Here is a 26119-nt window from a genome sequence, read left to right as displayed (position 1 = left end):
CCTACCGGGGTGCGGGGGTGCCCTCGGCGGCGGGGCCGGAGGCGCGCGGGCGGACGGGCTTGCCGCCGCGGTGGAGCGCGACGATCCCGAAGGACAGGTTGCGGTAGGCGACGTCCACCCATCCCGCGGCACGCATCCACGCCGCGAGCGTCGGCTGGTCGGGCCAGTCGCGGATCGACTCGTTGAGATAGTCGTACGCGTCGGCGTTCGAACTCACCGTCTTCGCCACGACCGGCAGGATGCGGTCGTTGTAGAACCGGTAGAGACCGGCGAACGCCCGCGACGGCGGGTGCGAGAACTCGCACACCACGATCCGCCCGCCGGGCTTGGTGACCCGCAGGAGTTCGGCGAGCGCCTTCTTCGGGTCGTTGACGTTGCGCAGACCGAACGACATCGTGACCGCGTCGAACTCCTCGTCGGCGAACGGCAGGTCGGTGGCGTCGGCGTGGACGAAGGACAGATTCCGGATGCCGCCCCCCGGCGCGTCCGGTCCGTGCCGGCGTCGCCCCTCGGCGATCATCCCGGGCGAGAAGTCCGCCGCGACGACCTCCGCACCGCTCCGGGCGATGGAGACCGAGGAGGCTCCGGTGCCGGCGGCGAGGTCGAGGATCCGCTCCCCCGGGCGCGGCGACACCGCGCGGGTGGTGGCGACACGCCACAGCCGGTCGTTGCCCATGCTGAGCACCGTGTTGGTGCGGTCGTAGCCGCGCGCGACGCCGTCGAACATGCCGCTGACGCTCGCCGGATCCTTGCCCAGATCGGCGCGGCGGGGCTGGTTCGCGGGGGTGTCGGTCACCCGTCGAGTCTAGGCGGCGCCCAGCGCGGCGAGGCGCTCGAGCCAGGCGTCCGCCGTGGCCTCGTCGAAGGGGGCTTCGGCCGCGCGCACCTTCCGCTCGAGGTCGACCGCCAGCGCCTCGAGGTGCGCGACGATGTCGGCGGGGTATCCGTAGTGGACGCGGTGCTCGTCCCACTCGTCGCGGTCGTCGATGTAGATCCCGCCCACGGCGCGGTCGACGACGTCGAGGTCCATGTCGATGCCGGTCGGCTCGCCGCCGCGGAACGTCACATCCCACCCGAGGTCGATGTAGGTGTGGGTGCGGTCCGGTCGGGCGTTGCGGGTGAAGGCGTAGTCCCCGGTCGGGGGCAGCAGCGTCACGTTGTCGAACTCGGTGCGGTTGTCGCGCCCCGGACGGAAGCTGCGCCAGCCGGCGCGCTGCCCGACCCAGTCACCCCAGCGGTCGCTGCCCAGATACACGCAGTCGTGCACCCAGTGCTCGCTGCCGTCCCACTTGCGCCAGCGGAAGAGGATGCGCGACCCCACGGGGGGCCGGTCCGGCAGGGTGTTCTCGGTCACCCGCAGAGTTTAAGCCGCGGGCTCCCGACGCGGATCCGCGGGGCGCGGCGGGCCATAGGCTGGATGGGTGATCGAAACCTCCGGTGCGCCGTGGTTCGTGGCGCAGACGCAGGAGATCGACCCGATCGACGATCCCCTCCTCTTCGCCGATCCGGCGTCCCCTCTCGCGTGGCTCCGCCGCGGTGACGGCATCGTCGGCGTCGGCGGGATGGTCGCCGGATACGAGACCGGCGCCGGCGCGGGCACTCCCTTCGGCAGGCCCGAACCGACCGATCGTCCCGCACCCGCCGAGGCCTGGCGCGACATCGTCGCCCGCAGCGAGATCGACGATCCGCTCGGCATCCCCGGCACCGGACTCGTGGCCTTCGGAGCGCTGGCGTTCGACCCGCGGTCGACCTCGACAAGCCGCCTCATCGTGCCGCGGGCGGTCGTGGGACGCCGGGACGGTCGCGCCTGGATCACCCGCATCCGGAACGCCCGGACCGATCCCGTCGACGACACCCCCTTCCCCGTGTCCCGCCCCTACGGCCCGTACTGGTCGGCGACGCTCGGCCCGGGCGCGATGAACCCGGTCGCCTATCAGGAGGCGGTGCGCGCAGCCCTCGCCGCGATCGACGCGGGCACCGTCGAGAAGGTCGTCCTCGCGCGCGACCTCGTCGGCACCGTCCCCGCCGGCGCCGACCTCCGCCGGCTCGTCCGGGCCCTGGCCGGCAGCTATCCCGACACGTGGGCCTTCGCCGTCGACGGGCTCGTCGGCGCCAGCCCCGAGACCCTCGTCACCGTCTCCCGCGGCCGCATGACGGCGCGCGTGCTGGCCGGCACCGCCGCGCGTGGAGCGGATGCCGCCGCCGACGCGCGGGCGGTGGCCGCCCTCGCGGCGAGCACGAAGGACCTCGAGGAGCACCGGTTCGCGGTGCAGAGCGTGCTGACCGCCGTCGATCCCTTCACGCAGGAGGTCGACGCGGGCGCCGGGCCCTTCACCCTGGAGCTGCCGAACGTGTGGCACCTCGCCACCGACATCTCCGGCGCGGTCCGCGGGTCGGCATCCGCCCTCGATCTCGTCGCGGCGCTGCACCCGACCGCCGCCGTCGCCGGGACCCCGACGGATGCCGCGGTCGACCTGATCCGACGCCTGGAGCCCTCCGACCGCGGTCGCTACGCCGGTCCTGTCGGGTGGGTCGACGGCAACGGCGACGGTGAGTGGGCGATCGCCCTCCGCTGCGCGCAGATCGGATCCGAGCCCGCGCGCCGGTTCGCGGAGTACAGCGACACGATGCCGGTGACCGCCCACGCCGGCGCGGGGATCGTGGCGGGCAGCGACCCCGAGACCGAAATGCTCGAGACGCGCGTGAAGTTCCGCCCCATCGTGGACGCCCTGGCATGAGCGGGCCGGTCCCCTCCCTCGCCACCCGCGGCGACGCGGTGCTGACGAACCTGCGAGTGGTCGACGGCATCCGCCCGACACCGCAGGACGGGCTCGCAATCGTGATCGAGGCGGGTCGCATCGCGCGCATCGAGCCCGACACGCTGTCGATGATGGATGCCGGAACCGCGGTGTACGACCTCGGCGGCGCGGTGGTGATGCCGGGTCTGATCAACATGCACACCCACTTCTCGCTGTCGCTTCCCGGGCCGGGCGGGGACGCGGTGAGCGCGCTCGACCCGCACGAACTGGCGCTGTACATGGCCGACGGTGCGCGGCGCACCCTCCTCTCGGGCGTCACGACCGTCCGGTGCGTGTCCGAGAAGGGCGGGGCCGACTTCGCCCTTCGCCGCGCGATCGAGGCCGGCCACGTCGCGGGCCCGCGCATCTTCACCGCCGGGCGGGGTCTGTGCTGCACCGGAGGACACGGGCACGACACCGACGACACCCTCGAGTGCGACGGAGCGGATGCCGTCACCCGCGGCGTCCGGAGCCAGATCGCCGCCGGCGCCGACCTCGTCAAGCTGATGATCTCGGGCGGCATCGCCGGGGAGAACGAGCAGATCACGACGCCGCAGCTCACGCGGGACGAGATGTCGGCGGCGATCTCGACGGCCCACGCGTGGGGACGCAAGGTCACCGCGCACGCCGGTCCCGCGGCGATCATCGCCGAGGCGGTGGAGCTGGGGCTCGATTGCGTGGAGCACGGCTACGAGCTGACCCCGGAGGTCGCCGCCCTCATGGCCGCGCACGGCACGGCGCTCGTGCCGACGCTCGTTGTCACGCGGGCGAAGGCGTTCTTCGACGACCTCGGTGTGCCGGAGTGGATGCAGCAGCGCTCGCTCGAGGCTGGCCCCCGCCATCTGGACTCGTACCGGTACGCCCTCGACGCCGGCGTCGACGTGCTCCTCGGCAGCGACATGCCGCCGTTCTGGGACTTCGAGGGCACGAGCGCCGTCGTCCGCGAACTCGAGCACATGCAGGCCGGCGGCCTTCCCGCCCCGGACGTCGTCCGCGCCGCCACCTCCGCTCCCGCGCGCTGGCTCGGCGCCGACGACCTCGGCATCCTCGCTCCCGGCGCGTGGGCCGACCTCGTGGCCATGCCCGACGACCCGACGGCCGACATCTCGGCGCTCCGCGGGATCGACCTGGTGATGCGCGGCGGCGTGATCGTCCGCGACGACGCGGGGCGCACCCGATGAGCGCGGAAGACGACGACCGGACTCCCGCAGCCGGCAGCTCCGACGGCACCGCCGCACGCACGGAGCTGTACGATCTGCGCGTCGTCGTGGACCGCATCGAGGGCCGTTCGGTGTGCGGCATGAAGGTCGGCGATCACATCGACCTGGTCGAGAGCAGCCGCCTGTGCCTCCCGGACGGCGGCCACTTCTGCCTCTACGCCCTGCAGGCCGTCCTCCCTCTGCTCCCGGCCAAGCAGCGGCGCCTCCCGCCGGGCGATTGGCTGGAGCGCGACGACCTCGTCGCGTGCCCAGACCCGGAGGAACGCCTCATCATGCGGATCGAGCGCACCGGCATCCGGTCGATCCCCACCGAGGACCTCACGTGAGCGCCGACGACCGGCGCGAGCCCGTCCGGTTCTCCCTCGGGCTGCAGACCGACAAGGCGCCCGGCGACTACGCCGCGCTCGCCCGCCTCGCCGAGGACCTCGGGTTCGACGGCGTGAGCGTCTTCTCCGACCTCCTCTATCAGCCGCCGATCGCGGCCCTCCTCGAGATGGCGCACGCGACCACGCGCATCCGGCTCGGGTGCGCGTGTTGGAACCCGTTCACCCTGCACCCCTACGAGATCGCCGGTCAGTTCGCCGCGGTGGATGCCGCGTCCGCAGGCCGGGCCTACCTCGGACTCGCACGTGGGTCGTGGCTGGAGGCGATCGGGGTGGAGGCCGGGCGTCCGATCGCGGCGCTGCGCGACGCAACCGGCATGATCCAGGCGCTGCTGTCGGGTTCGGGCGAAGGATACGCCGGCGACGTCTTCCGGCTGGAGCCCGGCGTGCGGCTGCGCTACCCCATCGTCCGCGAGCGCGCACCGATACTGATCGGATCGTGGGGACCGCAGGGCATGGCGCTCGCGGGAGAGATCGCCGACGAGATCAAGATCGGCGGCACCGCGAACCCCGCGATGGTCGGCATCGTCCGCGGGCGCCTGGGTCGCGGCCTGAAGCGGGCCGGTCGCCCGGACGGGGCCGTCGGAGTCGTCGTGGGCGCGGTGACCGTCATCGATCGCGACGGGGATGCCGCGCGCGCCCTCGCCCGGCGCGAAGTGGCGATGTACCTCGACGTGATCGCCGCGCTCGATCCGACGGTCGACCTTCCCGACGACCTGCTGCCCGGCATCCGTTCCCGGCTCGCGGACGGCGACGAGGAGGGGGCGGGGCGGCTCATCCCCCGCGACGTGCTCGATCTCTTCGCGTTCTCGGGGACGCCCGATGACATCGCGGCTCAGGCGCGGCTCCTCGTGGATGCCGGGGTCGACCGGATCGAGTTCGGAACGCCGCACGCGCGCGTCCCCGCCGAGGGCATCGTCCTCCTCGGGCGCGAGGTGCTCCCGCGCCTCCGCGACTGAGGGCGCCGGCCCCTCCGGTCGACGGCGGCGTCAGCCCAGGAGACGCTCGCGGAGCGGCTCGAGTCCCATGGGACCGAGGCCGAGCGCATCGCGATGGAAGGCGCGGAGCGAGAAGCCCGCACCGTCCGCCGCCTCGCGCGCGGCGCGGGCCTGCACCCACAGCCGCGCGCCGACCTTGAACGCCAGGGCCTGTCCCGGCCAGCCGAGGTAGCGGTCCACTTCGAACCCGGCCAGGTGCGGTTCGACCAGAGCGAGGTCGACCAGCATCCGTCGGGCGAGGTCCGGGGTCCACGACTGCGGCGGGACGACCGCCCCGTCCGGGACCGCCCAACCGGTGTGCAGGCCGATGTCGGCGACGATCCGCACCGACCGCCAGATCTGCCCGAGCACGAGCCCGAGGCGTTCCGCCGGGTCGCGGACGAGGCCGAGCTCGTCGGAGAGCTGCTCGGCGTAGTGCGCCCATCCCTCGGCGTATCCGTGGATGTGGCAGAGGTGCCGCTGCCACGGGTGCAGGTCGGGGTCGGAGGCGGTGACGACGAACTGGAGGTGGTGCCCCGGCAGCCCCTCGTGGTGGACGCTCGTGACCTCCTGCCACGACGCGGCCACCGGCACCCCGCTCGGGATCGTCCAGACGATGCGGCTCGGCGCCGAACCGTCCGGCGGCGCGGGCGTGTAGTAGACCACGCCGTCCGTCGCCTCGGCGACGACGCACTCCACGCGACGGATGCCGGCGGGCAGGGCGAAGGCGTCCGCCAGCGCCGCCGTCGTCTCATCGACCCGACGGGTGAGCCAGTCGCGGATGGCGTCCACCCCCTCGAGCCGGTAGCGCGGGTCGGCGTCGAGCAGCGCGGCGGCCGCGCGCACCGGATCGTCGCCGTCGCCGCCGAGGGCGCGGGCGAGCGTGCGGGCCTCGTCCGTCAGACGCGCGAGCTCGGCCCAGCCGTACGCGTACGTGTCGGCGAGGTCGATCCGGGCGCCGAGCATCGCGGCAGCGAGATCGGGGTAGACCTCCTCCCCCACCCCGTCCTGCTCCGGCGCGGCGGCGCGGAGGTCGCCGCGGAGGGCGGACACGAGATCGGCGAGCGCGCCGTTCGTGTCGTCGGCGGCGGCGCGGACGCGCGCCCGGGTGGCGTCGTCGACGCCCGGCGCGATCGGCACGCCGCCGAACCAGTCCGCGTCGATCCAGCGGTCGAGCTGGCCGGCGAGGGTGTCCAGCTGGCGGATCGGCGCGACGCCGCTGCCGGTGAAGCGGTCGGCCTCGTCGCGTGCCCAGCGGAGGGCGGCGAGGTACTGCCGGACGGCGACGGCCGCGGCCTCCAGGCGCGCGAGCAGGGCCTGACCCGCGGCATCCGGTGTCAGCGTGAGCCCCTCGACGGCGTAGCGGACGAGGTGCACCGGCGTCGCGAGCCCGGCCACGAGGCGCGGGGTGAAGCCGGTGTCGAAGAGGAGGCGCTCGCGTTCGAGACGCTCGCGCAACGCGGCGCGGAGCGCCGGGTCTCCGGCATCCGTCGGGAGGGCGTCGAGTCGCCGCACGGTCTCGCCCTGCAGGGCGTAGCGGCGCTGCAGCCATTCGGGTGAGAGGTCGGGAAGCGCGGGGCCGTCCTCCCGGCCGAGCGCCTGCGCGGCATCCGGTTCGTGGCGGGCGAGCTCGGCGACGTAGTCGTCGGCGATCCGATGGACCGGATCCGCGGGATGGGGCTGGTGGGGCTGGGGCACCGCCTCAGCCTACGAGCCGTCTGCCGTGAGGCCGGGTGCGGGTCAGCTCGCCGCGAGCCGCTCCTTCTCGGCCTCGACGTCGAAGGACGCCACCGGCCACTGCGGATCGATGCGCTCGAGCACGTCGAGGAGGAGTGCCTGCACGGCCAACCGGGCGTACCACTTCCGATCCGCGGGCACGACGTGCCAGGGCGCGTGCGGGGTGGAGGTGCGGTCGAGGACGACCTGGTACGCGCCCATGTAGTCGTCCCACAGCTGCCGCTCGTCGATGTCGCCCGGGTTGAACTTCCAGTGCTTGTCCGGCCGCTCGAGGCGTTCGGCGAGACGCTCGCGCTGCTCGTCCTTCGAGATGTGGAGCATCACCTTCACGAGGTGGACGCCGGCGTCGGTGATGCGCCGCTCGAAATCGTTGATCGCGTCGTAGCGCCGCTCGATCTCGTCGGGCGTCGCGAGGCTCCGGACCCGGCCGATGAGGACGTCCTCGTAGTGCGAGCGGTCGAAGACCCCGATGTAGCCGGCGCGAGGCACTTCGCGCTCGATCCGCCACAGGAAATCGTGCTCGAGCTCCTCGGGGGTGGGCTTCTTGAACGCCTTCAGGTGGATGCCCTGGGGGTCGGTCGCGCCGATGACGTGGCGGACGATCCCGCCCTTGCCCGCCGTGTCCATCGCCTGCAGGACCAGCAGCACCGCGGGCGAATCCGGGTTCTCTCGGCTCTGGGCGTACAGCCGCTCCTGCAGCTCGTCGAACTCCTCCGCGCCGGCGGCGAGGTCGTTTTGGGCGTCGGATTTCGTCTGGCCGTAACCGGGGGTCGAGCGGGTGTCGACGCCCGCGAGGACGAACCCGTCCCGCACCCGGAGGAGATCGCCGAGGTCGCCGTCGCTGTGTGTCTGACTCTTCGCCGTCATCGCCCCATCCTGTCCGGTTCAGCGCTCGAGCGGAACCTCGATGATCTGCCGACCGCCCACCGGCGAGGTGAGCACCTGGTCGAGCTCGGCGCGCGTCGTCACCCGCCGGTACTCCCACCCGTACGCGAGGGCGAGCTGCTCGAAGCGGACCGTGTGCGGGGTGTACAGCACGCGGTCCATCGCATCGGCGTCGGCGAGGGCGGCCACCTCGAGCGAGTCGAAGATCGTCCCCCCGGCGTCGTTCCCGACGATCACCTGCAGGCGCGGCTCGTCCTCCGCGGGCGGGAGGAGGAGGGCGCCGACGTCGTGGAGGGCGGCGAGGTCCCCGAGCAGAAGCCGGGTGACGCCGGGCGCACCGCCACGTTGGCTGGCGGCGGCCACGCCGAAGGCCGTGGCGATCGTGCCGTCGATCCCGGCGAGGCCGCGGTTGGCGTGGACGACGACCTTCTTGCCCCCGAGGACGGCGTCGGCCACGCGCACGAGGCGCGACGAGCCGAACACGAGGCGATCGTGCGGCCACGACGCGCGCCAGACGGCGTCGACGAGGATCTCGCGGTCCACGCGGTGGCGGGCGACGGCGAGCTCGGCCGACAGCGCGCCGAGGCGCTCGGACGGGACGGCCGAGGCGAGCGCATCCGCGTCCGGGGCTGGGGGCGCGAGATCGACGGCGGCGTCGCGGGAGGCGCGGATCCACGCCCCGAGCCACTCGCGGTCGATCTCTCCGGCGGCCACGGCGACGGCATCCGCCGCGACCGTCGCACCGTTGAGGTTCAGCGGCTCCCCCGGACCGCGGAGGGCGACGACCTCGATGTCGGGATCGGCGAGGAGCCGGGCGACCTCGCGGCTGAGGGTCGGGTGCCCGAGGACGACCGCGCGCTCGACGCGACCGCCGAGTTCGGGATCCGACAGCAGCGCGCGATACCCGTGCGCGAGATTGCGTCCGAACCGCGCGCCGCTGACGATCTCCGCGACCAGCGGCCACCCGCCGAGGTGCGCGAGGTGCTCGGCATCCGCTCCGGCGTCGGCGCCGGCGATCACGACGGTCCGCGGGCCGCGCTCGAGCACGCAGGGCGCGTCGTCCGGGTCGCCGGGGAGGTCGGACACGCCGATGCCCCCGCCCCCCTGGTACAGCGCACCCGAGCCGTCGGGGCCGTCGGGGTCGTCCTCGTCGGGCGCGGTCGATTCGCCGGTGTCGGTACCGGCCGGCGGCACATCGGAAGGCCCGATCCAGGCGGGAAGGGTCCCGGCGAGGGGCTCGCGGTACGGCAGGTTCAGGTGGACGGGTCCGGCGGACCGGAGCCCCACGCCGAGGGCGGCGTCCATCGCTTCGTCGGCGAGCCTGCGGAGCATGAGCGTCTGCGGGCCGTCGCCGGTCGGATCCGTCTCGTCCGGCGTCGGGACGTCGGTCTCGAGGCGCACGCTCGGGGCGAACATCCCCGGCTGCCGGGTGGTCTGGTTCGCGCCGACCCCCCGCAGCTCCGGAGGGCGATCGGCCGTGAGCAGCAGCATCGGGATGCCGGCATGGTGCGCCTCGAGGGCGGCCGGGAGGAGGTTCGCGACGGCGGTGCCGGAGGTGCAGATGACGGCGGCGGGGATCCCGGTCTCGCGTCCGATACCGAGCGCGGTGAACCCGGCGACCCGCTCGTCGATCCGGACATGGAGCGCAATCCGTCCGGCCCGTTCGAGGTCGGCCGCCACGAGGGCGAGAGCCTGCGAGCGCGACCCGGGGCTCAGTACGACGTGGGTTACACCCCGCTCGACGGCGCGCAGAAGGAGCGCGGCGGCCGCGTCGGTGGCCGGGGAGGCGGACTCCCGGGAATCGCCGCTCACGTCAGCCGCGGGCGCCGCGCTGGCCGCGCGCGTCGTCGTCGCCGTCCGCGGCGGGCGGCACATCGGGGGTTCCCGCACCGGTGGTGCCCGTGGTCCCCGTGGCGCCGGTCGTGCCGGCATCCGTTCCCGGGCGCTGCCAGCGAGGATCGTCGTCCTCCGCGTCGAGCTGCGCGAGCTCTTCCTCGAGTCGGCGGATGCGCTCGTCCTGATCGCTGACGGTGCCGATCTTGCCGAGGAAGTCGGGGTCGTCGTCCGGGGCGCGAGAGGGCCGCACGGCCGACGGCCGTGTACGGCCGACGACGAACCACAGGATACCGCCGAGGACGGGGATGATCACGACGATCAGGATCCACATCGGCTTGCTCACCCCGCGATGGCGGGTGGGCGGCTGGAGGGCGCAATCGACGATGCTGTACACCCAGAACAGCGTGGCCACCAGCGCTCCGATGAGGAGTACCCTCGTCATCCCTCCATCCTAGGCGTCTCGCCGGACACGGGGGCGGCGTCGTGACCGAACCGTAGGATGGCAGGGTGAAAGCGCGCTCTGTGATCCTCTACACGGTGCTGCGGCTGGCGGCGTTCCTGGTGCCGTTCGGCATCCTCATGCTCCTCCCGATCATGCGGGAGTACTACCTGCTCGCTGCGATCTTCGCCGCCCTCATCGGCCTCAGCCTCTCGATGCTGTTCCTGCGTCGTCCGCTCGAGGAGGTCACCGCCGGCCTCGCCGAGCGGCGATCCCGCGCGCGCGACCGCGTCAGCGACGAGGAGGCGGAGGATGCCGCGGCCTCGGCCTCGGCATCCGCTCCGGCGTCAGCCGACGAAGGCCCAGAAGAGGAACCCGGCGTACGCGATCGAGGTCAGTGAGCACAGGCCCAGCGCGACGATGAGCTCGCGCGGGTTGCGGTACGTCCAGACGATGAGGATCGCCGGGAGCGCAGCCAGCAGCACCAGCAGCGTCAGCCACGCGATCGGGTAGAACAGCGCGAGGAAGACCGCGATCACGAACGGGATCAGCACGAAGATCGTGAAGAGCCAGCGCGTGGCGGTACGGCCGATGCGGACCGACAGGGTGCGCTTGCCCGCGGCGCGGTCCTGGTCGAGATCGCGCAGGTTGTTCGCCAGCAGCACCGCGCAGGCGAGGAAGCCGGCCGCGATCGCTCCGAACCAGGCCTCCTGAGGCAGGGCGAGGGCCTGCACCCAGGTCGTGCCGAGGGTCGCGACGAGTCCGAAGAAGACGAAGACGAACAGCTCGCCGAGCCCGGCGTATCCGTAGGGGCGCTTCCCGCCGGTGTAGAACCATGCGGCGGCGATCGCCGCGGCACCGACCGCGAGCAGCCACCACTGCTCGGTGCGGATGGTGATCGCGAGCCCCGCCACGGCGGCGATGCCGAAGAAGACGAGGGCGACGGTGAGGACGGTGCGCGGCTTCGCCTTCCCGGCGCCGGTGAGGCGGGCAGGACCCACGCGGACGTCGTCGGTTCCGCGGATGCCGTCGCTGTAGTCGTTGGCGTAGTTCACGCCGATCTGCAGCGCGACGGCCACGACGAGGCACAGGAGTGCGATGACCCAGCGGAGCGAGTCGAGGACGAGCATCGCCGCGCCTGTGCCGATGAGGACGGGGGCGACAGCCAGGGGCAGGGTGCGCAGGCGCGCCGCGCCGATCCAGTCGCGGGGACCTGCCGGAGTCACCGGTTCGCGGACGACCGGCGCGACCTTCTGCGGGTTGCCGCGGGATCCCCGCCGGTTCTTGGACGGGTGCGAGCGCTTCTTGCCGGAGGTGCGTGCCACGAGGGGACATCTTACGAGGAGCGGGGCGCGGGTGGGGCGCGGGTGGGGCGCTGTGGCTCCGACGCGGGCTCAGCGGAGGGCGAGCACGGCGCGGCGGATCGCCTCGCGGTCGGGCTTCCCCGACGGGAGCTCGGCGATCTCGTCCACCAGCACCAGGCGCGCCGGACGCGCGTGGCGCCCGACCTCCGCGGCCACGACCTCGCGAGCGCGACGGAGCTGATCCGCTTCGCTCCGCCGCAGCGCCTCGCCACGCGGCACCACGATGACCGACGCTTCGCCCCAGCGGTCATCCGGGACACCCACCACGACGGCATCCTGCAGCCCTGCCACGGACCGCACGGCGTGCTCGACGCGGTCGAGCGAGATGTTGACCCCGCCCGAGACGATGACGTTGTCGATCCGGCCCTGTACGCGCAGGGCGCCGTCCTCGATGATGCCGGCGTCCCCCGTGCGGTACCACCGGGTGCCGTCCGGATCGGTGGCGAAGACCGCGCGCGTGCGATCGGGCTCGCCGAGATAGCCGGACGCGAGCACCGGCCCGCTGAGCTGGACCTCGCCGTCCTCGATGCGCATCGCGACCCCGCGAAGGGGACGGCCGTCGTACACGCAGCCACCGCTGGTCTCGGTCGAGCCGTACGTGCGGACGATGCGGACCCCGGCGTCCTCGGCGCGTTCGCGGAGGGCGGCGGGGAGCGCCTGGCCGCCGATGAGGATGCGCTCGAAGGACCCGAGGGCCGCCGCGACCGCGTGATCGTCGACCGCGGCGTCGAGGAGGCGCTGCAGCTGGGCCGGGACCAGCGAGGTGAAGGTCGGGGTGCGGACGCCGTTCTCGGACGACGCCATCATCAGCGCTGCCGCGGCGAACGCCTGCGGCGAGAAGGAACCCGAGATCACGGCGGGTTCGCGCCCGGCGACGATCGAACGCACGAGCACCTGGATGCCGGCGACGTAGGTTGCCGGAAGCGCGAGCAGCCACGCCCCCTCGCCGATACGGTCGGCGGTCGCAAGGGCCGAGGAGATGAGGGCGTCCCGTCCGAGGACGACGCTCTTCGGAACCCCCGTCGACCCGGAGGTGGTGACGACCACCGCCGTCCCCGCCGGAACGTCATCGGGCGACTCGCCGACGAGACCCACCCCGAGGGCCGGCCCCGGGCCGTGGATCGCGGCCTTCAGCGCCCGGAGGATGTCGCGCGGGTCGTCCCCCACCGCCGCCTCGAGCCTCACGGCCGGCCCGCCCCGCGGTTCGTCGGCCCCGCGGGCGAGGGCGTCGTCACCCCGCCCGCCTGTACCGAACTCCTCAACCCCGCCCCGAAACCGGCCGACACGCCGCGCGCGCCGCCCTCACGCCCCCGGATCGGAGGAGTTCGGCCCGCCGCGCCCGGCCGGCATCCGGCGTGCATCAGTAGTGCCAGGGGTACGGCGACCAGTCCGGGTCGCGCTTTTCGAGGAAGGAGTCGCGCCCCTCGACGGCCTCGTCTGTGCCGTAGGCCAGGCGCGTCGCCTCTCCGGCGAACACCTGCTGCCCGACCATCCCGTCGTCGACGGCGTTGAAGGCGAACTTCAGCATCCGGATCGCGGTCGGCGACTTCGTCAGGATCGTCCGCGCCATCGCGATCGCCTCCCGCTCGAGCTCGGCGTGCGGCACCACCCGGTTGACGGCGCCCATCTCGTACGCGCGCTCGGCGGAGTACTCCTCGGCGAGGAAGAAGACCTCGCGGGCGAACTTCTGCCCGATCTGGCGGGCGAAGTACGCGGACCCGTATCCGGCGTCGAACGAGCCGACATCGGCATCCGTCTGCTTGAAGCGCCCGTGCTCGGCGCTCGCGATCGACATGTCGCACACGACATGCAGCGAGTGCCCTCCCCCGGCGGCCCAGCCCGGGATGACGGCGATGACGACCTTCGGCATGAACCGGATGAGCCGCTGCACCTCGAGGATGTGGAGGCGGCCCGCGCGCGCGGCATCCGGCGCCACCGCGTCATCGGCGGCGTAGGTGTAGCCGTCGCGGCCGCGGATGCGCTGATCGCCGCCCGAGCAGAACGCCCAGCCGCCGTCCTTCGGGCTCGGACCGTTGCCGGTGAGGAGGACCACCCCGATCCTCGGATCCTGACGTGCGATGTCGAGGGCCCGGAACAGCTCGTCGACCGTGTGCGGGCGGAAGGCGTTCCGCACCTCAGGACGGTCGAACGCGATGCGCGCGATGCGGCCGTCGAGCGACACGTGCGACGTGATGTCGGTGTATCCGCCGTCGGGGGCGCCGGGGGCCGGCATCCAGGAACTCTCGTCGAACAGGTCCGATACGCTCACCCGCCCAGACTACGCGCGCGCCGATGCGCGCGGTCGGGCGATCACTCCAGCGCACGGTCGCGGTCTTCTCGGGCCGACCAGCCTTGCGCCGCGTCGACCGCGTCGAACCCGCCCCGGGCTACGCGGAAGCCGACGTCGGGGTACCCCTCGCGCGGGGCGTCGCCCCGTCGGGTCGCCGCACGCGCGCTGCCAGCGTCGTCGGCGAACGAGCCGCCGCGGAGCACCCGCACCGCCCGATGCTGCGCCGGGTCGAAGAGATCCCAGCACCACTCCCAGACGTTCCCGAGCGTGTCGAAGAGACCGAACAGATTCGGATGCCGCGCCCCGACCTCTTGCGGTGCGCTGACCCCGTCGGCCGCCGTCCACGCGATCTCGCGGAGCGGTCCGTAGTGGGCACCGGTGGATCCGGCGCGGCAGGCGTACTCCCACTCGGCCTCGGTGGGGAGCCGGTAGCCGTCGGAATCGACGTGCCACGTGACGTCTTCGCCGTCGAACGTGTAGGCCGCGTCGAGCCCTTCCCACTCGGACAGGGCGTTGCAGAAGCGGATCGCACGCAGCCAGCTCACCCCCACGGCGGGACGACGCGGGTGCACCGCGGACTCGCCGATGACCTCCGCGAGCTGCTCCTCGGTGACGGGATACACCCCCAGCTCGAAGGCGTCGAGGGCGACGCGACGCCGGGGTCGGCCGCGCGCGGCGGCGAGGTCGATCACTCCGGCGGGGATGCGGGCGAGCTCGACGTCGCTCACGCGGTCAGCCTCGCGTCAGGGTGCGCCGGCGTCGGCTCACGCCGCCGACCAGCCGCACATGCCGCACTCGCCGGCCGCAGAGACCTCCACGAAGCAGTTCGGGCACATCGCGCGCACGCGGTCGAAGTCCTGCGTGCGGCGCGGGGCGACGGTGCGCTCCGCGCGCGGCGCGGCCGGAGCGCGGCGCGCACGGGCAGGTGCCGGAGCCGGGGCCGCGGGGGCGACCGGCAACGGCGGGACGTGCCGGATGCAGTAGAACCGCACGAACCCGTCGTGATTCTTCGGATGCCGGTGCTTGACCGCCCACAGCTCATCCCGCTCGCGCAGCGGCGATTCGGTGCCGCACGCGAAGCATTTGGTCGGCTCGCCGGGGATGACGTCGGAGACGAGGACCGGGATGTCGTACTCGAGTCCGTCCCGCCAATCGGCCGATGCGACGATCTTCATGAGTGCCTTCCGCTCTGCGCTCCCGGGGGCGAGCGCACCTTCCACGGTAAGCGACGATCCGCCCGCGCGGGTACCCGGGCATCGTCCCGGACTCGCTACGGTCGACGGGTGGGTGCGCGGCAGATCTATGTGGAGACGGTCATCTCCGCGGACATGAATGCCGTCTGGACGGCGACGCAGAATCCGGTCGCCCACGCGCGCTGGGACCTGCGGTTCTCGCGGATCGTCCCGACCGGGACGACGACGGACGGCGCGACGACGTTCGACTACGAGCGGGCGACGCCGGTCCGGGTCATCCGCGGCACCGGGGTGAGCCTCGGCGAGCGCGACCGACCGGATGGCACGCGCACGTCGGCACTGCGGTTCGACACCGCCGATCGACTGTCGCCGCTGCAGTCCGGACGCGGGTACTGGCGCTACGTGCCCGCGGGATGCGGCATCCGTTTCCTCACGGGCTACGACTACGCGCCGGGCTGGGGCGTGCTCGACCTCGTCGTGCGGCCGGTGATCGGGTGGGCGACGGCATGGAGTTTCGACCGGCTGCGCATCTGGCTCGAGCGCGGCGAGGAGCCCGAGCGATGGCCGCTGCGGAGTGTCCTGTGGTTCTGGCGACCGGAACGCCCGCGCGCCGCGCGGTGCCGTCGCGCGCCCGAGGGCGGGAGGCACAGCCGGTGACTTCGGTGTTCCGCGCGGCGCTCGGCGAGGACGCGTTCAGCCGACTGCATCCCATGCTGCAACGGCGTTTCGACGTGCGGCTCGGCGGTGAGGCCTGCGTCGGCACCGGGGTGATGACGCAGATCCGGCGCGGCCCGTCGTGGACCGTGCCGTTCCTGCAGATCGGACGGATGCGGAACATCCTCATTCCGGATGTCGGTGAGAACGTGCCGTTCCGGATCGACAACCGCCCCTACCTTGACCCGTTCGGGCGGGAGACGGTGACCTTCGTCCGCGAGTACGTGATCGGCGGGAAGCGCCGCCGGTTCGACGCGACCATGATCCTCAGCGACGGGCGGGTCGTCGACTACCTCGGGACGCACCAGCACCTGGCCGTCGATCTGGACCTGAGCGTGCAGGACGACGGTTCGCTGCTCCTCCGGTCGGGGGCGCAGCGGTTCCACGAGGGGCCGGTGTCGTTCCGGTTTCCGATGTCGCTCAGCGGGCGCGCGACGTTGCGCGAGCGGTTCGACGACGCCGACGGCCGGTTCCACATCGACCTCGAGGTGCACAACGACCGATTCGGCTCCCTGTTCGGCTATCGCGGCAGCTTCACGAGCGAGTGGATGCCGGCCGGCCCTGTGCCGCCGCATCTCCTGCCCCTCCGGCACGAGCCCCGCGTCTGAGTTCGCCGGGTCGCCGCGCGCGACCTCGTGAAACCCTGGGGAGATCTGCGGCGTGTCGGCCCTCTCGGGGCCCCTTCGGGCCGATTTCTCCCGCGTCTTTCACCGGGAGCCCGCGCAACTGCGCCGCTACAGTCGGCTCCATGAGCTCCCCGACCTTGCGGGTCGCGCCCGAGACAGACCGCCGGCTGCATGCGGTGGTCGCCGCGGTCATCGTGACCGCCGCGGTCGGGCTCGGCATCCTGTGGCTGGTGGTGGTGCCGACCGGCCCCGAGGCCTGCGCACTGAGCATGCCCGGCCCGAGGAACTGCTTCCCGAGCGACCGTGTCTCCGCCGCGCAGGTCGGCACGGCCCTGGTCGCAATCGGCGCGATCGTCCCGGTCGCGCTGGCGCTGGTCGTGGCGCGTGCGCGCCCGCGTGCGGCCCGCACCATCGCCCGCATCGGCCTCGTGCTCACCTCGGTGACCGCGGGCTACGCCCTCTTCACCTCCGCCTGGATCCCCGCCCTGGCCTTCGCCCGCCTCGTCTGACCGTTCACTCGACGAGTGTTGCGGATGCGGCGCCGTCCGACCCGCAAGAGGCGACAAGCGAACCGGGGGGATGCCGGACACCTCGTCAAACCCCGGGGAGATATCCGGCGTGTCGGGGCTCGCGGGGCCCGTTCTGGACGATATCTCCCGCGTTTTTCACGCGGCGCGCAGCGCGGCGCGCCCGGGTCAGGCGTTCTTCGCGTCGCGCCAGCGGAGCCACGAGCGCACGACATCGTAGTCCCACTCCGGACCCGAGAAGCCGAGCGTGAACAACCGGGTCCCCGCGGCGTACAGAGCGTCGGCGTCCGCCTCGCTCCGGTCGCGCAGCTCGTTCGAGACGATGAGGCCGGAGGTGTCGCGCTCCTCCTTCTCGGACCACCGGGCGATCACGTCGAGCTTGTGCGCGACCTCGTCGGGTGCGACGAAGCTGTGCCAGATGTCGGCGTGGCGGGCGACGAGCCGGAGCGTCTTCTGCTCGCCCTTCCCGCCGATCATCACCGGAATCTCCCGCGTCGGAGCGGGGTTGAGCGCAGCCCACCGCCTCTCGATCCGTGCGAGTCCGTCGGCGAGGTCGTCGAGTCTCGAGCCGGCGGTGCCGAACTCGTACCCGTACTCCTCGTAGTCGCGCGCGAACCAGCCCGACCCCGTACCGAAGATGAACCGTCCCGTGCCGGTCCCGCGCGCGGAAATGTGATCGATCGTGCGGGCCATGTCGGCTTGCAGGTCGGGGTTGCGGTACGAGTTGCAGTTCACGAGCGCCCCGAACTCGACCCGCTCGGTCTGCTCGGCCCACGCGGCGAGCATCGTCCACGACTCGAAGTGCGCACCGTCGGGTTCGCCGAACAGCGGGAAGAAGTGGTCCCAGTTGAACAGGATGTCGACGCCCATCTCCTCCAGCCGCGCCACGGCGTCGCGCAGCTGCGAGTAGGTGACGTGCTGGGGCTGGAGCTGCACGCCGAGGCGCACGGGAGTGTCGAGCTGAGGCATGTCGCAAGCCTAGAGCGCGGGCCGAAGGGCCGGACCCGGTGTTCGGAATCCCGGTCGGATCAGCGCGCAAGCAGCGCCCCGCCCCGTCCACGGCGGGCCTTGAGGAAGGTGTCGACGGTGTCCCACGCCGCGACGGCGACGATCCCGAATCCGAAGATCACCGAAAGGATGCCGGCGACATCACCCCCGCCGTCCCCGATGACCTCGGGGAAGAACGCGGCGTTCAGCAGCCTCCCCTCGGAGAGGAGCCACACCGTCGAGGCGACGAACACCGCGTTGAGGACCAGGTTCGCCACGGCGAGGGCGGCGGTCCAGCGTCCGACCAGGTAGACGACCATCGTGAGCGCAGCCTCGGCGAGGGCGAGGACCACGAGCCCGATGAACCACGCGGGCCAGAGACCGGGGTCGAAGAACGAGAGCCCCCGCTCGGAAGGCACGAATCCGATCGTGAGGTCCCACAGCACCAACCCGACCCCCAGCACGAGGAAGATCAGCTGTCCCACCATGTCGCCGAAGCCCGTTCCGCGCTGGTGGGGTTCGGGCAGGCGGTCGAGGGTCCATTCGCCGAACCCGGCATCGGAGGGTCGGGGAACGGTGCGCTCGAAGAGTGCGAAGACCAGCACCGTCCAGAATCCGAGGTTGACCGCAACCTGGAGGAGGGTCGCCACGACAGAACCCACGAGCTCGCCGAAGCTCGCCCCACTCAGGGTCTGCGCGACGGCGACACCGAGGGCGGTGCACGGCAGCACGATCGCGAGCAGGAGCTTCAGCAGCCGCCACCACGAGAAGAAGTACCGCGGCCCGATGAGGAATGCGGGGCGGTCGGCGTACTCCGCCGCGAGGCGGTCGGGGTCGCCGAGGGCGGTGAGGACGGCGCGCTCCGCCTCGGCCGGATCGGCCCCGCCCTCGACGCGCGCCTCGATCTGGTCGGCGATCGAGCTCCGCAGCTCTGCGGCGAGGTCCGCCCGCTGCCGCTCGGGCACGCTCCGGACGGTGGCGCCGATGTACCTGTCGGTGAGAGTGACCTCGGTCATCTCAGTCCTCCTCGGGTAGGGCGGCGATCGACGATGCGATCGCCGCGAAATCTCTCGTGAGTGCGGCGGCCAGCCACTCACCACTCGCGGTGGTGCGGTAGAACTTCCGCGGTCGCGCCTCGTCGGTGTTCCAGACGCTCGTCAGGTGCCCCTGCTTCTCGAGTCGGCGAAGGAGCGGGTAGAGGGTGTTCGCATCGGTGTCGAATCCCCGGGTCTGCAGGTCTTCGAGCAGGCCGTACCCGTACCCGTCGGTGCGCAGGAGGCGGAGGCATGCGAGGACGATGGTGCCGCGCCGCAGCTCCTGCACGTGGGTCTCGAGGGCCGCTGTCTCTTCCACGTCATGCACGATACCGTGTGACACACAATATTGTCGAGGGTCCATGGATGTCCGGCCACCCTGTGTCAGGATGACGACGTGACGGCCCTCCCTCCCCTCGCCGACCTCCTCGCCTCCGCCCACGTCGTGGCGCTGCCGCTCGCGACGCGCTTCCGCGGCATCGAGGTGCGCGAGGCGATGCTCCTCGAAGGCCCCGAGGGCTGGACGGAGTTCTCCCCGTTCGTCGAGTACGACGACGCCGAGTCGGCGCACTGGCTCGCCGGCGCGATCGATTTCGGGTGGATGCCGGCGCCCCGTGCCCTCCGCGCCGACATCCCCGTGAACGCCACGGTCCCCGCCGTCCCCGCTGAGCGGGTCGCCGAGGTCCTCTCCCGCTTCGACGGATGCCGCACCGCCAAGGTCAAGGTCGCCGAGGCCGGTCAGCGCCTGGGCGACGACGTCGCGCGGGTGCGGGCCGTCCGCGAAGCCGTCGGACCGGAGGGCCGGATCCGCGTGGACGCGAACGCCGGCTGGAACGTCGACGAGGCCGAGCACGCCGTGCATGCGCTCGCCGAGTTCGACCTGGAGTACGTCGAGCAGCCGTGCGCGAGCGTCGACGAGCTCGCGGAGCTGCGGCGCCGCATCCGCTACATGGGCATCCCGATCGCCGCCGACGAGAGCGTCCGCAAGGCCCAGGATCCGATCGCGGTCGCGCGGGCGGGCGCCGCCGACATCCTCGTGGTGAAGGCCCAGCCCCTCGGCGGCATCCGACGCGCGCTCGCGGTGATCGAGCAGGCGGGCCTTCCCGCCGTCGTCTCGAGCGCGCTCGACACCTCCGTCGGGCTGTCGATGGGCGCGGCGCTGGCCGCCGCCCTGCCGGCGCTCGACTTCGACTGCGGACTCGGCACCGCCTCACTCCTCACCGCCGATGTCGCGGCCGTGCCCCTGCGCCCCCGCGGCGGCGTGATCCCCGCGGCGCGGGTGGCCGCGGATCCCGCACTGCTCGTGCGTCACGCCGCCTCCCCCGAGCGCGCCGCGTGGTGGCGTGCGCGCCTCAGCCGCTGCCACGCCGTCCTCGCGCAGACGTCCCAGCCTCACGAGGCCTGAGCCGCCTCAGACCGTCGGCCCCGCCTCGAGGAGCAGCTGCGCCACGCGTGCGACCTCTTCGTTGGAGCGGCGGCAGAGCTCGTCCTGGTCGGCTCCGGCCATCACCGCGCGCACGGACGCGCTCTCCCACGTGGTGATCAGCATCCGTGCGGCGTGCTCCGGTTCCAGACGGAAGCGGAGCGCATCGCCGTCGGCGATCTCGGCGATGATCTGCGCGACGCCGGCGACCATCTCGTCCTCCTGCGCGAGGTAGGCCGCGGCGAGTTCCGGCGAGCGCAGCGCGTGGATGCGGATCTCGCTCATGAGCAGCACCCCGGCGCGATCCTCGTTGGACGTGTCGACGATCTGCCCGACCACCTCGAGCGCGCGTCCGGCGACCTCCGCGAGCGCCCCCTCGCGCTGCAGCTCGGCGACGCGCTCGCGCACCATGCCGACGCGTTCGCGTGCCACTTCTCCGGCGAGGTCGAGGAAGAGGCCCTCCTTCGTCTCGTAGTTGGAGTAGAACGCGCCGCGCGTGAAGCCGGCGCGTTCGCAGATCGCCTCGACGGATGCCGCGTCCAGGCCCACCTCGGCGAACGTCTGCGCGGCGGCATCGCGGAGCTTCTGCCTGGTCGCCTCACGGCGGGGCGACGTGGTGGCGACATCCGTCATGGTTCCTCCGGTCTCGATCCTCACACGACGCACTCAGGTTGACCTCGGGTGCAGCGCCCTACGATACACTCATGTATCCGATACAGCGCTGTATCGACATCCTGCTTTCTCATCCCGACCCGAACACCGATCCCTGAGCCGGAGGCGCTGTGTCCACCGTTCTGTATGCCCTCGGGCGCTGGTCCTATCGTCACCCCTGGCGCGTCCTGGCGAGCTGGCTGCTGATCCTGGTCCTGAGCGGTGGGGGTGCGGTGCTGTTCAACCAGGGCACCGACAACTCCTTCTCGATTCCGGGCACCGAGGCCGAGGCCGGTCTCGAGCAGCTGAACCGCACCTTCCCGGAGGTGAGCGGCACGAGCGCGCAGATCGTGGTGGTGTCCGCCGACGGAGAGACCGTGACCGAGGAGCCCTACCGCGGGGCGATCGAGGATGCCGTGGCCGACCTCGGCGACCTCGACGGCGTCCTCGGCGTCACCGACCCGTTCGACGAGCTCGTCACCGGGCTCGTGAACGAGGACGAGACCGCCGCGATCATCCGCCTCCAGTTCGAGGGCCAGGCCACCGAGGTCTCGGCGGAATCGACCGAGGCCCTCGAGCAGATCTCCGACGACCTCGCCGCAGCGCTTCCGGACGGCTCGCAGGTCGCCCTCGGCGGCGACCTCTTCGCCACCTCCGTCCCCGGACTCACCATCACCGAGGTCGTCGGCGTCATCATCGCCCTCCTCGTGCTGATGGTGACCTTCCGCTCGTTCCTCGTCGCGGGCCTCCCCCTTGCGACCGCGATCATCGGCGTCGGCATCTCGATGGCCCTGATCCTCCTCGCGACCCTCGTCGCGACCGTGTCGTCGACCACCCCGCTCCTCGCCCTCATGCTGGGTCTCGCGGTGGGCATCGACTACGCCCTGTTCATCGTCGCCCGGCACCAGGACCAAGTCCGCTCCGGCATGGACCCGGAGGAGTCCGTCGCCCGCGCCACGGGGACCGCGGGGTCGGCGGTCGTCTTCGCCGGCGTCACGGTGCTCATCGCCCTCATCGGCCTGTCGTTCGCCAACATCCCGTTCCTGACGACGATGGGCATCGCGGCATCCGTCGCCGTCGCCATCGCCGTCGCGGTCGCCATCACCCTCACCCCCGCCCTCCTCGGCTTCGTCCGCGGGCGGGTCGTCGGCTGGAAGCGACGGACGCCGCGCCGCACGCGTCGCGTGCACAAGACCAACCGGTGGGTGATGACCGTCACCCGCCACCCGCTCATCACGACGATCGCGGTGGTCCTGGGTCTCGGGATCCTCGCCATCCCGTCGACGAGCCTCGCGCTCGCGCTCCCGAACGGTGGCGTGCAGCCGGAGGGCACCGCCGTCCGCGAGAGCTACGACCTCGCGGCGGAGGAGTTCGGTCCCGGCTTCAATGGCCCGCTCATCATGACGGGCACGATCGTCACCTCCACCGACCCGCTCGGGCTGATGGAGGATCTCGCCGCCGAAGTCGAGAAGGTGCCCGGCGTGAAGGAGGTCGCCCTCGCCACCCCGAACGCGACCGCCGACACGGGCATCATCCAGATCGTCCCCACCACCGCCCCCGACGACCCCGAGACCGCCGAACTTGTGCGCGCTCTCCGCGACCTCGCGCCGGAACTCGCCGACGAATACGGCGTCGACCTCGTCGTCACCGGCTTCACCGCGGTCGCGATCGACATCTCCGACCGCCTCGGGGCTGCACTCCTCCCCTTCGGGATCTTCGTGGTCGGGCTGTCGTTCATCCTGCTGATGATCGTGTTCCGCTCCATCGCGGTGCCGCTGACGGCCGCCCTCGGCTACCTGCTGTCGGTCGTCGCGGCGTTCGGCATCGTCGCCGCGGTCTTCGAGTGGGGCTGGTTCGCCGACCTCCTCCACGTCGGACGGGTGGGTCCGGTCATCAGCTTCATGCCGATCATCCTCATGGGCGTGCTCTTCGGGCTCGCCATGGACTACCAGGTCTTCCTCGTCTCCCGGATGCGGGAGGACTACGTCCACGCCCTCCGCGCCCGCCGCGGCCGCGCTCCCCGCGAGACCGCGATCGGCGCGGTGCGCTCCGGCTTCACCGCCTCCGCGCGCGTGGTGACCGCCGCAGCGCTCATCATGTTCGCCGTCTTCGCCGCGTTCGTGCCCGAGGGCGACTCGTCGATCAAGCCGATCGCGCTGGGGCTGGCCGCCGGCATCGCCCTCGATGCGTTCGTGGTGCGCATGACGCTGATCCCGGCGCTCATGACCCTGCTCGGCGACAAGGCGTGGTGGATGCCGCGCTGGCTCGACAGGATCCTCCCGCACTTCGACATCGAGGGCGAGGCCGTCGAGCGCGAGCTCTCGCTCACCGACTGGCCGGAGCGCGACACGACGGCTACGGTGGTCGCCGACGACCTCGGCGTCGCGGACGACGGGCGCCCCGTGTACGCCGGCGCGAGCTTCCGCCTCGAGCCCGGCGAGGACCTCGTCGTGACCGCGGAGGCTCCGATCACCGCGCGGGCACTGCTCTTGACCGTCGCCGGACGCCTCGCCCCCACCGACGGGCGCCTCCGGGTCGCCGGCCACCTGCTCCCCGAGCGGGCGGCATGGGTCCGCGCCCACGTCGGCGTCGCCCTGCTCCGCGACGCCGACGATCCGGTGGGCGAGATCGCCCGAGCCCTGCGGGGACGCACCTCCGTGGTCGTCATCGACGGTCTCGATTCCCTGCCCCCGGGCCCGCACCTCGACCGGGTCGCCGCGCTGCTGCGCGACGCCGCCGGCACCTCCTTCGTGATCTCCGCGCGCGACACCCGCTTCGCCACGGCGCTCCTCGACGACGCCGGTCGCCGCGGAGCCACGATCCTCGACCTCTCGTCCGCCGGCTCCGCCGCCCGCACGGCGCCGCGTGACCTGAACGGAGTCCTCGCATGACCCTGCCCCTCGAACGCTCCCGCTCCCGCAGGCCCGTCACCTGGCTGACCGTCATCGGCGTCATGCTGCTGCCGGTCGTGATCGGCGGCATCCTCGTCGCCGCGCTCTACAACCCCACCGAACGGCTCGACGCCATCACCGCCGCCGTCGTCAACGACGACGAGCCGGTGACCATCGACGACCAGCTCGTCCCGCTCGGTCGCCAGCTCACGTCGGGGCTCGTCGAGGGCTCCGATGAGCTCGGCAGCAACCTCACCTGGGTCATCACCAACGACGAGGATGCCGTGACCGGCCTCGCCGACGGCGCATACGCCGCGGTCATCACGATCCCGGAGAACTTCTCCGCCGCCGCCACCTCCACCCAGCCGGGCGAGACGCCGGAGCGCGCGGTGATCGAGGTGCAGACGCCGCCGGACAGCCGTCTCGTCGACGACGCGATCACCGCGCAGGTCGCCCAGGCTGCCGCCGCGGCGACCGGCCAGCAGCTGTCGGAGATCTACCTCGAGAACGTCTTCCTCGGCTTCACCACACTCGGCGACCAGCTGGGCGACGCCGCTGACGGCGCCGGTGAACTCGCCGACGGTGCGGGCGAGGCCGCCGACGGCGCGATCTCCCTCGCCGACGGCATCGCCGAGCTCGCGAGCGGCGCCGGCCAGCTGGCCGGGGCGGCGAACCAGATCGGTGGCGGGGCCTCCGAGATCGCGACCGGCGCGGGCGGCCTCGCCGACGGCGCCGGACAGCTCGCGGACGGTGCCGCGCTCTCGGCATCCGGTCTGCAGGAGCTCTCGACCGGCGCGAGCGATCTCGCCGCCGGGATGGTCCCGCTCAACAACGGTCTGACGCAGATCGCCGACGGGATCGCCGCGTCTCCGCAGCTGCCGTCGGAGGTCGTCGACGCCGCCAACGCGCTCGCCGCGAACAGCGCCGCCATCCAGCAGACACTCGAAGCGAGCGTCGCGGAGCTGGAGCAGGCCGCAGCCGACTGCGCGGCATCCGGAACCGCACCGGAGATCTGCGCGGCACTGGACCAGGCGTCCCTCCGCGCGCAGGAAGCCCTCCCCGAAGCGATCGCGATCCTCGGACAGTCCGATCAGATCGCCGCCGGCGTCGAAGGGATCGCCGCCCTCCCCCAGGTCGGGGCGAGCCTGCAGCAGATCGCCGGCGGATACGGGGCGATCACCGGCGGCATCAACGACCTCGCCGCCGGCGCGAACGACGCCGCGGGCGGACTCCGACAGCTCTCCGGCGGCGCGAACGAGCTGTCGTCCGGCGCCGGCGCGCTCGCCTCGGGGGCGAACACCTTCGCCTCCGGCGCGAACGAGTGGGCCGCGGGCACGCAGACGTGGGCCGCGGGCGCGGGAACCGCCGCGACAGGTGCTCGAGACCTCGGCGACGGCATCGGTCAGCTCGCCGACGGTACCGACACGCTCGCGTCGGGCCTCGCCGAGGCCGCGGACGCCCTGCCGAGCTACACCGACAGCGAGGCGACCGACCTGGCCTCCGTGGTCGCGGATCCGGTCAGCGCCGAGGGGACGGGCACGTCGCTCTTCGGCGCCGCCGCGGTGCCGCTCCTGGCGACCCTCGCCCTGTGGTTCGGCGGCGTCGGCACGTTCATCGCCCTGCAGGCGGTGTCGCGCCGCGCGCTGACCTCCCGCGCACCGTCGGCGGTCCTCGCCGGACGCCAGTTCCTCCCCGCCGCGGGGATCGGTGCGGTGCAGGGCTTCCTGGTCGCCGCCGTCGTGCAGACCGCCGCATCGTACACGTGGGGCGAGTGGGCGGTGTTCGCGGGCGTCTGCGTGGTCGCCGGCATCGCCTTCGCCGCCGTGAATCAGGCCCTCGTCGCCGTCTTCGGGGGCGCCGGCCGCTGGGTCGCCGCGCTCGTCGGCGTGCTGGCGGTCGCCACCGGAATCGTCTCGACGATCCCCGGCGTGCTGGCGGATGTCGCGAGCCTCCTCCCGACGGCTCCCGCCTATGCGGCGATGCTGTCGGCCCTCACCCCCGCCGAGGGCCTCGGTGCCGGGATCGCGGGTCTGGTGATCTGGGCGATCCTCGCCTTCATCGCCAGCACCCTCGCGGTGGTCCGAAAGCGCACCACCTCCGCCCGCGCGGTCCTCGCGGAGGCCTGACCCGCGCGCAGGCGAAGA

26 protein-coding genes are annotated in these 26119 nt (G+C 72.6%); 11 read left to right on the top strand and 15 right to left on the bottom strand.

Annotation, left to right across the window (positions count from 1 at the left end; genetic code table 11):
* Nucleotide 1 precedes the first annotated feature (1 nt).
* Together KZC50_RS07980 and KZC50_RS07975 are read right to left on the bottom strand one after the other, a co-directional pair.
* Nucleotides 2–796, bottom strand: a complete 795-nt coding sequence (locus KZC50_RS07980) for a demethylmenaquinone methyltransferase (protein ID WP_310891283.1) — start codon at nt 794–796, stop codon at nt 2–4.
* Nucleotides 797–805: 9 nt separating this feature from the next.
* Nucleotides 806–1354: a DUF402 domain-containing protein gene (locus KZC50_RS07975; protein ID WP_310891282.1), complete on the bottom strand. Its 549-nt coding sequence runs from the start codon at nt 1352–1354 to the stop codon at nt 806–808.
* 67 nt (nt 1355–1421) lie between these two features.
* Here KZC50_RS07975 and KZC50_RS07970 point away from each other — a divergent pair, with 67 nt between their 5' ends.
* The 4 genes from KZC50_RS07970 to KZC50_RS07955 are packed head-to-tail and all read left to right on the top strand — an operon-like array spanning nt 1422 to nt 5360.
* Nucleotides 1422–2738: an isochorismate synthase gene (locus KZC50_RS07970; RefSeq protein ID WP_310891281.1), complete on the top strand. Its 1317-nt coding sequence runs from the start codon at nt 1422–1424 to the stop codon at nt 2736–2738.
* The gene (locus KZC50_RS07965; protein ID WP_310891280.1) at nt 2735–3979 is read left to right on the top strand and encodes an amidohydrolase family protein; all 1245 of its coding nucleotides are present in this window, start codon (nt 2735–2737) and stop codon (nt 3977–3979) included. The genes KZC50_RS07970 and KZC50_RS07965 overlap by 4 nt, the downstream gene beginning before the upstream one ends.
* The gene (locus KZC50_RS07960) at nt 3976–4344 is read left to right on the top strand and encodes a TIGR04076 family protein (protein ID WP_301133231.1); all 369 of its coding nucleotides are present in this window, start codon (nt 3976–3978) and stop codon (nt 4342–4344) included. Before KZC50_RS07965 ends, KZC50_RS07960 begins: the two co-directional genes overlap by 4 nt.
* On the top strand, nt 4341–5360 hold the full coding sequence (locus KZC50_RS07955) for an LLM class flavin-dependent oxidoreductase (protein WP_053548146.1): 1020 nt from the start codon (nt 4341–4343) through the stop codon (nt 5358–5360). The genes KZC50_RS07960 and KZC50_RS07955 overlap by 4 nt, the downstream gene beginning before the upstream one ends.
* A 30-nt stretch (nt 5361–5390) precedes the next feature.
* Here KZC50_RS07955 and KZC50_RS07950 read toward each other — a convergent pair whose 3' ends face one another.
* The 4 genes from KZC50_RS07950 to KZC50_RS07935 are packed head-to-tail and all read right to left on the bottom strand — an operon-like array spanning nt 5391 to nt 10278.
* The gene (locus tag KZC50_RS07950; protein ID WP_310891279.1) at nt 5391–7076 is read right to left on the bottom strand and encodes a DUF885 domain-containing protein; all 1686 of its coding nucleotides are present in this window, start codon (nt 7074–7076) and stop codon (nt 5391–5393) included.
* A gap of 42 nt (nt 7077–7118) precedes the next feature.
* Nucleotides 7119–7982, bottom strand: coding sequence for a polyphosphate kinase 2 family protein (locus KZC50_RS07945; RefSeq protein ID WP_310891278.1), 864 nt, complete (start codon nt 7980–7982; stop codon nt 7119–7121).
* 18 nt (nt 7983–8000) lie between these two features.
* The gene (gene menD, locus KZC50_RS07940; protein ID WP_375294573.1) at nt 8001–9875 is read right to left on the bottom strand and encodes a 2-succinyl-5-enolpyruvyl-6-hydroxy-3-cyclohexene-1-carboxylic-acid synthase; all 1875 of its coding nucleotides are present in this window, start codon (nt 9873–9875) and stop codon (nt 8001–8003) included.
* Nucleotides 9814–10278, bottom strand: a complete 465-nt coding sequence (locus KZC50_RS07935; RefSeq protein ID WP_310891276.1) for a PLD nuclease N-terminal domain-containing protein — start codon at nt 10276–10278, stop codon at nt 9814–9816. Before KZC50_RS07935 ends, menD begins: the two co-directional genes overlap by 62 nt.
* Nucleotides 10279–10343: 65 nt before the next feature.
* Between KZC50_RS07935 and KZC50_RS07930 the strand changes: the two genes are divergently transcribed.
* Nucleotides 10344–10676: a DUF4229 domain-containing protein gene (locus tag KZC50_RS07930; protein WP_053548150.1), complete on the top strand. Its 333-nt coding sequence runs from the start codon at nt 10344–10346 to the stop codon at nt 10674–10676.
* Here KZC50_RS07930 and KZC50_RS07925 read toward each other — a convergent pair.
* From KZC50_RS07925 to KZC50_RS07905, 5 genes are all read right to left on the bottom strand, one after another.
* Complete coding sequence (locus KZC50_RS07925; protein WP_310891275.1) at nt 10623–11600, bottom strand: 1,4-dihydroxy-2-naphthoate polyprenyltransferase; 978 nt, start codon at nt 11598–11600, stop codon at nt 10623–10625. The two genes, KZC50_RS07930 and KZC50_RS07925, sit on opposite strands and share 54 nt — an antisense overlap.
* Before the next feature lie 69 nt (nt 11601–11669).
* Nucleotides 11670–12824, bottom strand: a complete 1155-nt coding sequence (locus KZC50_RS07920; RefSeq protein WP_375294572.1) for an AMP-binding protein — start codon at nt 12822–12824, stop codon at nt 11670–11672.
* Between the two features lie 175 nt (nt 12825–12999).
* Nucleotides 13000–13908, bottom strand: coding sequence for a 1,4-dihydroxy-2-naphthoyl-CoA synthase (locus KZC50_RS07915; protein ID WP_082334714.1), 909 nt, complete (start codon nt 13906–13908; stop codon nt 13000–13002).
* Between the two features lie 41 nt (nt 13909–13949).
* Complete coding sequence (locus KZC50_RS07910; RefSeq protein WP_310891273.1) at nt 13950–14657, bottom strand: formylglycine-generating enzyme family protein; 708 nt, start codon at nt 14655–14657, stop codon at nt 13950–13952.
* 36 nt (nt 14658–14693) lie between these two features.
* Nucleotides 14694–15104 carry a hypothetical protein gene (locus tag KZC50_RS07905; RefSeq protein ID WP_053548155.1) on the bottom strand — a complete coding sequence of 137 codons (411 nt, stop codon included), beginning with the start codon at nt 15102–15104 and terminating at the stop codon, nt 14694–14696.
* A gap of 108 nt (nt 15105–15212) precedes the next feature.
* On the opposite strand from KZC50_RS07905, the gene KZC50_RS07900 reads away from it, so the two are divergent.
* The 3 genes from KZC50_RS07900 (at nt 15213) to KZC50_RS07890 (ending at nt 16971) form a co-directional block, all read left to right on the top strand.
* Entirely contained in the window at nt 15213–15779 is a 567-nt protein-coding gene (locus KZC50_RS07900) for an SRPBCC family protein (RefSeq protein WP_310891272.1), read from the top strand.
* Nucleotides 15776–16444, top strand: coding sequence for a DUF4166 domain-containing protein (locus KZC50_RS07895; protein WP_310891271.1), 669 nt, complete (start codon nt 15776–15778; stop codon nt 16442–16444). The genes KZC50_RS07900 and KZC50_RS07895 overlap by 4 nt, the downstream gene beginning before the upstream one ends.
* A gap of 140 nt (nt 16445–16584) precedes the next feature.
* Nucleotides 16585–16971 (top strand): hypothetical protein, encoded by a 387-nt coding sequence (locus KZC50_RS07890; protein ID WP_310891270.1) that lies wholly within the window; start codon nt 16585–16587, stop codon nt 16969–16971.
* Between the two features lie 186 nt (nt 16972–17157).
* On the opposite strand, the gene KZC50_RS07885 is transcribed toward KZC50_RS07890, so the two are convergent.
* Genes KZC50_RS07885 through KZC50_RS07875 form a run of 3 tightly spaced genes read right to left on the bottom strand, consistent with a single transcriptional unit; the run spans nt 17158 to nt 19329 of the window.
* Nucleotides 17158–17958 (bottom strand): LLM class F420-dependent oxidoreductase, encoded by an 801-nt coding sequence (locus tag KZC50_RS07885; protein ID WP_310891269.1) that lies wholly within the window; start codon nt 17956–17958, stop codon nt 17158–17160.
* Nucleotides 17959–18017: 59 nt separating this feature from the next.
* A complete protein-coding gene (locus tag KZC50_RS07880) occupies nt 18018–18992 on the bottom strand; it encodes a permease prefix domain 1-containing protein (RefSeq protein WP_310891268.1) in 975 nt (324 codons plus the stop codon).
* Between the two features lies 1 nt (nt 18993).
* A complete protein-coding gene (locus KZC50_RS07875) occupies nt 18994–19329 on the bottom strand; it encodes a PadR family transcriptional regulator (protein ID WP_301133199.1) in 336 nt (111 codons plus the stop codon).
* Between the two features lie 78 nt (nt 19330–19407).
* Here KZC50_RS07875 and KZC50_RS07870 point away from each other — a divergent pair, with 78 nt between their 5' ends.
* The gene (locus tag KZC50_RS07870; protein WP_310891267.1) at nt 19408–20415 is read left to right on the top strand and encodes an o-succinylbenzoate synthase; all 1008 of its coding nucleotides are present in this window, start codon (nt 19408–19410) and stop codon (nt 20413–20415) included.
* A gap of 6 nt (nt 20416–20421) precedes the next feature.
* Here KZC50_RS07870 and KZC50_RS07865 read toward each other — a convergent pair whose 3' ends face one another.
* On the bottom strand, nt 20422–21066 hold the full coding sequence (locus tag KZC50_RS07865) for a TetR/AcrR family transcriptional regulator (RefSeq protein WP_310891266.1): 645 nt from the start codon (nt 21064–21066) through the stop codon (nt 20422–20424).
* 149 nt (nt 21067–21215) lie between these two features.
* Between KZC50_RS07865 and KZC50_RS07860 the strand changes: the two genes are divergently transcribed.
* Both KZC50_RS07860 and KZC50_RS07855 read left to right on the top strand, forming a co-directional pair.
* Nucleotides 21216–23975 (top strand): efflux RND transporter permease subunit, encoded by a 2760-nt coding sequence (locus KZC50_RS07860; protein WP_310891265.1) that lies wholly within the window; start codon nt 21216–21218, stop codon nt 23973–23975.
* A complete protein-coding gene (locus tag KZC50_RS07855; protein ID WP_310891264.1) occupies nt 23972–26101 on the top strand; it encodes a YhgE/Pip domain-containing protein in 2130 nt (709 codons plus the stop codon). Before KZC50_RS07860 ends, KZC50_RS07855 begins: the two co-directional genes overlap by 4 nt.
* Nucleotides 26102–26119: the final 18 nt, after the last annotated feature.

This window comes from Microbacterium aurantiacum (genome assembly GCF_031625015.1).
In the GTDB taxonomy this organism is placed as follows: Bacteria; Actinomycetota; Actinomycetes; order Actinomycetales; family Microbacteriaceae; genus Microbacterium; species Microbacterium aurantiacum.
Note: the sequence above shows the minus strand (reverse complement) of the source record. Positions and strands in the feature narration are given on the sequence as shown.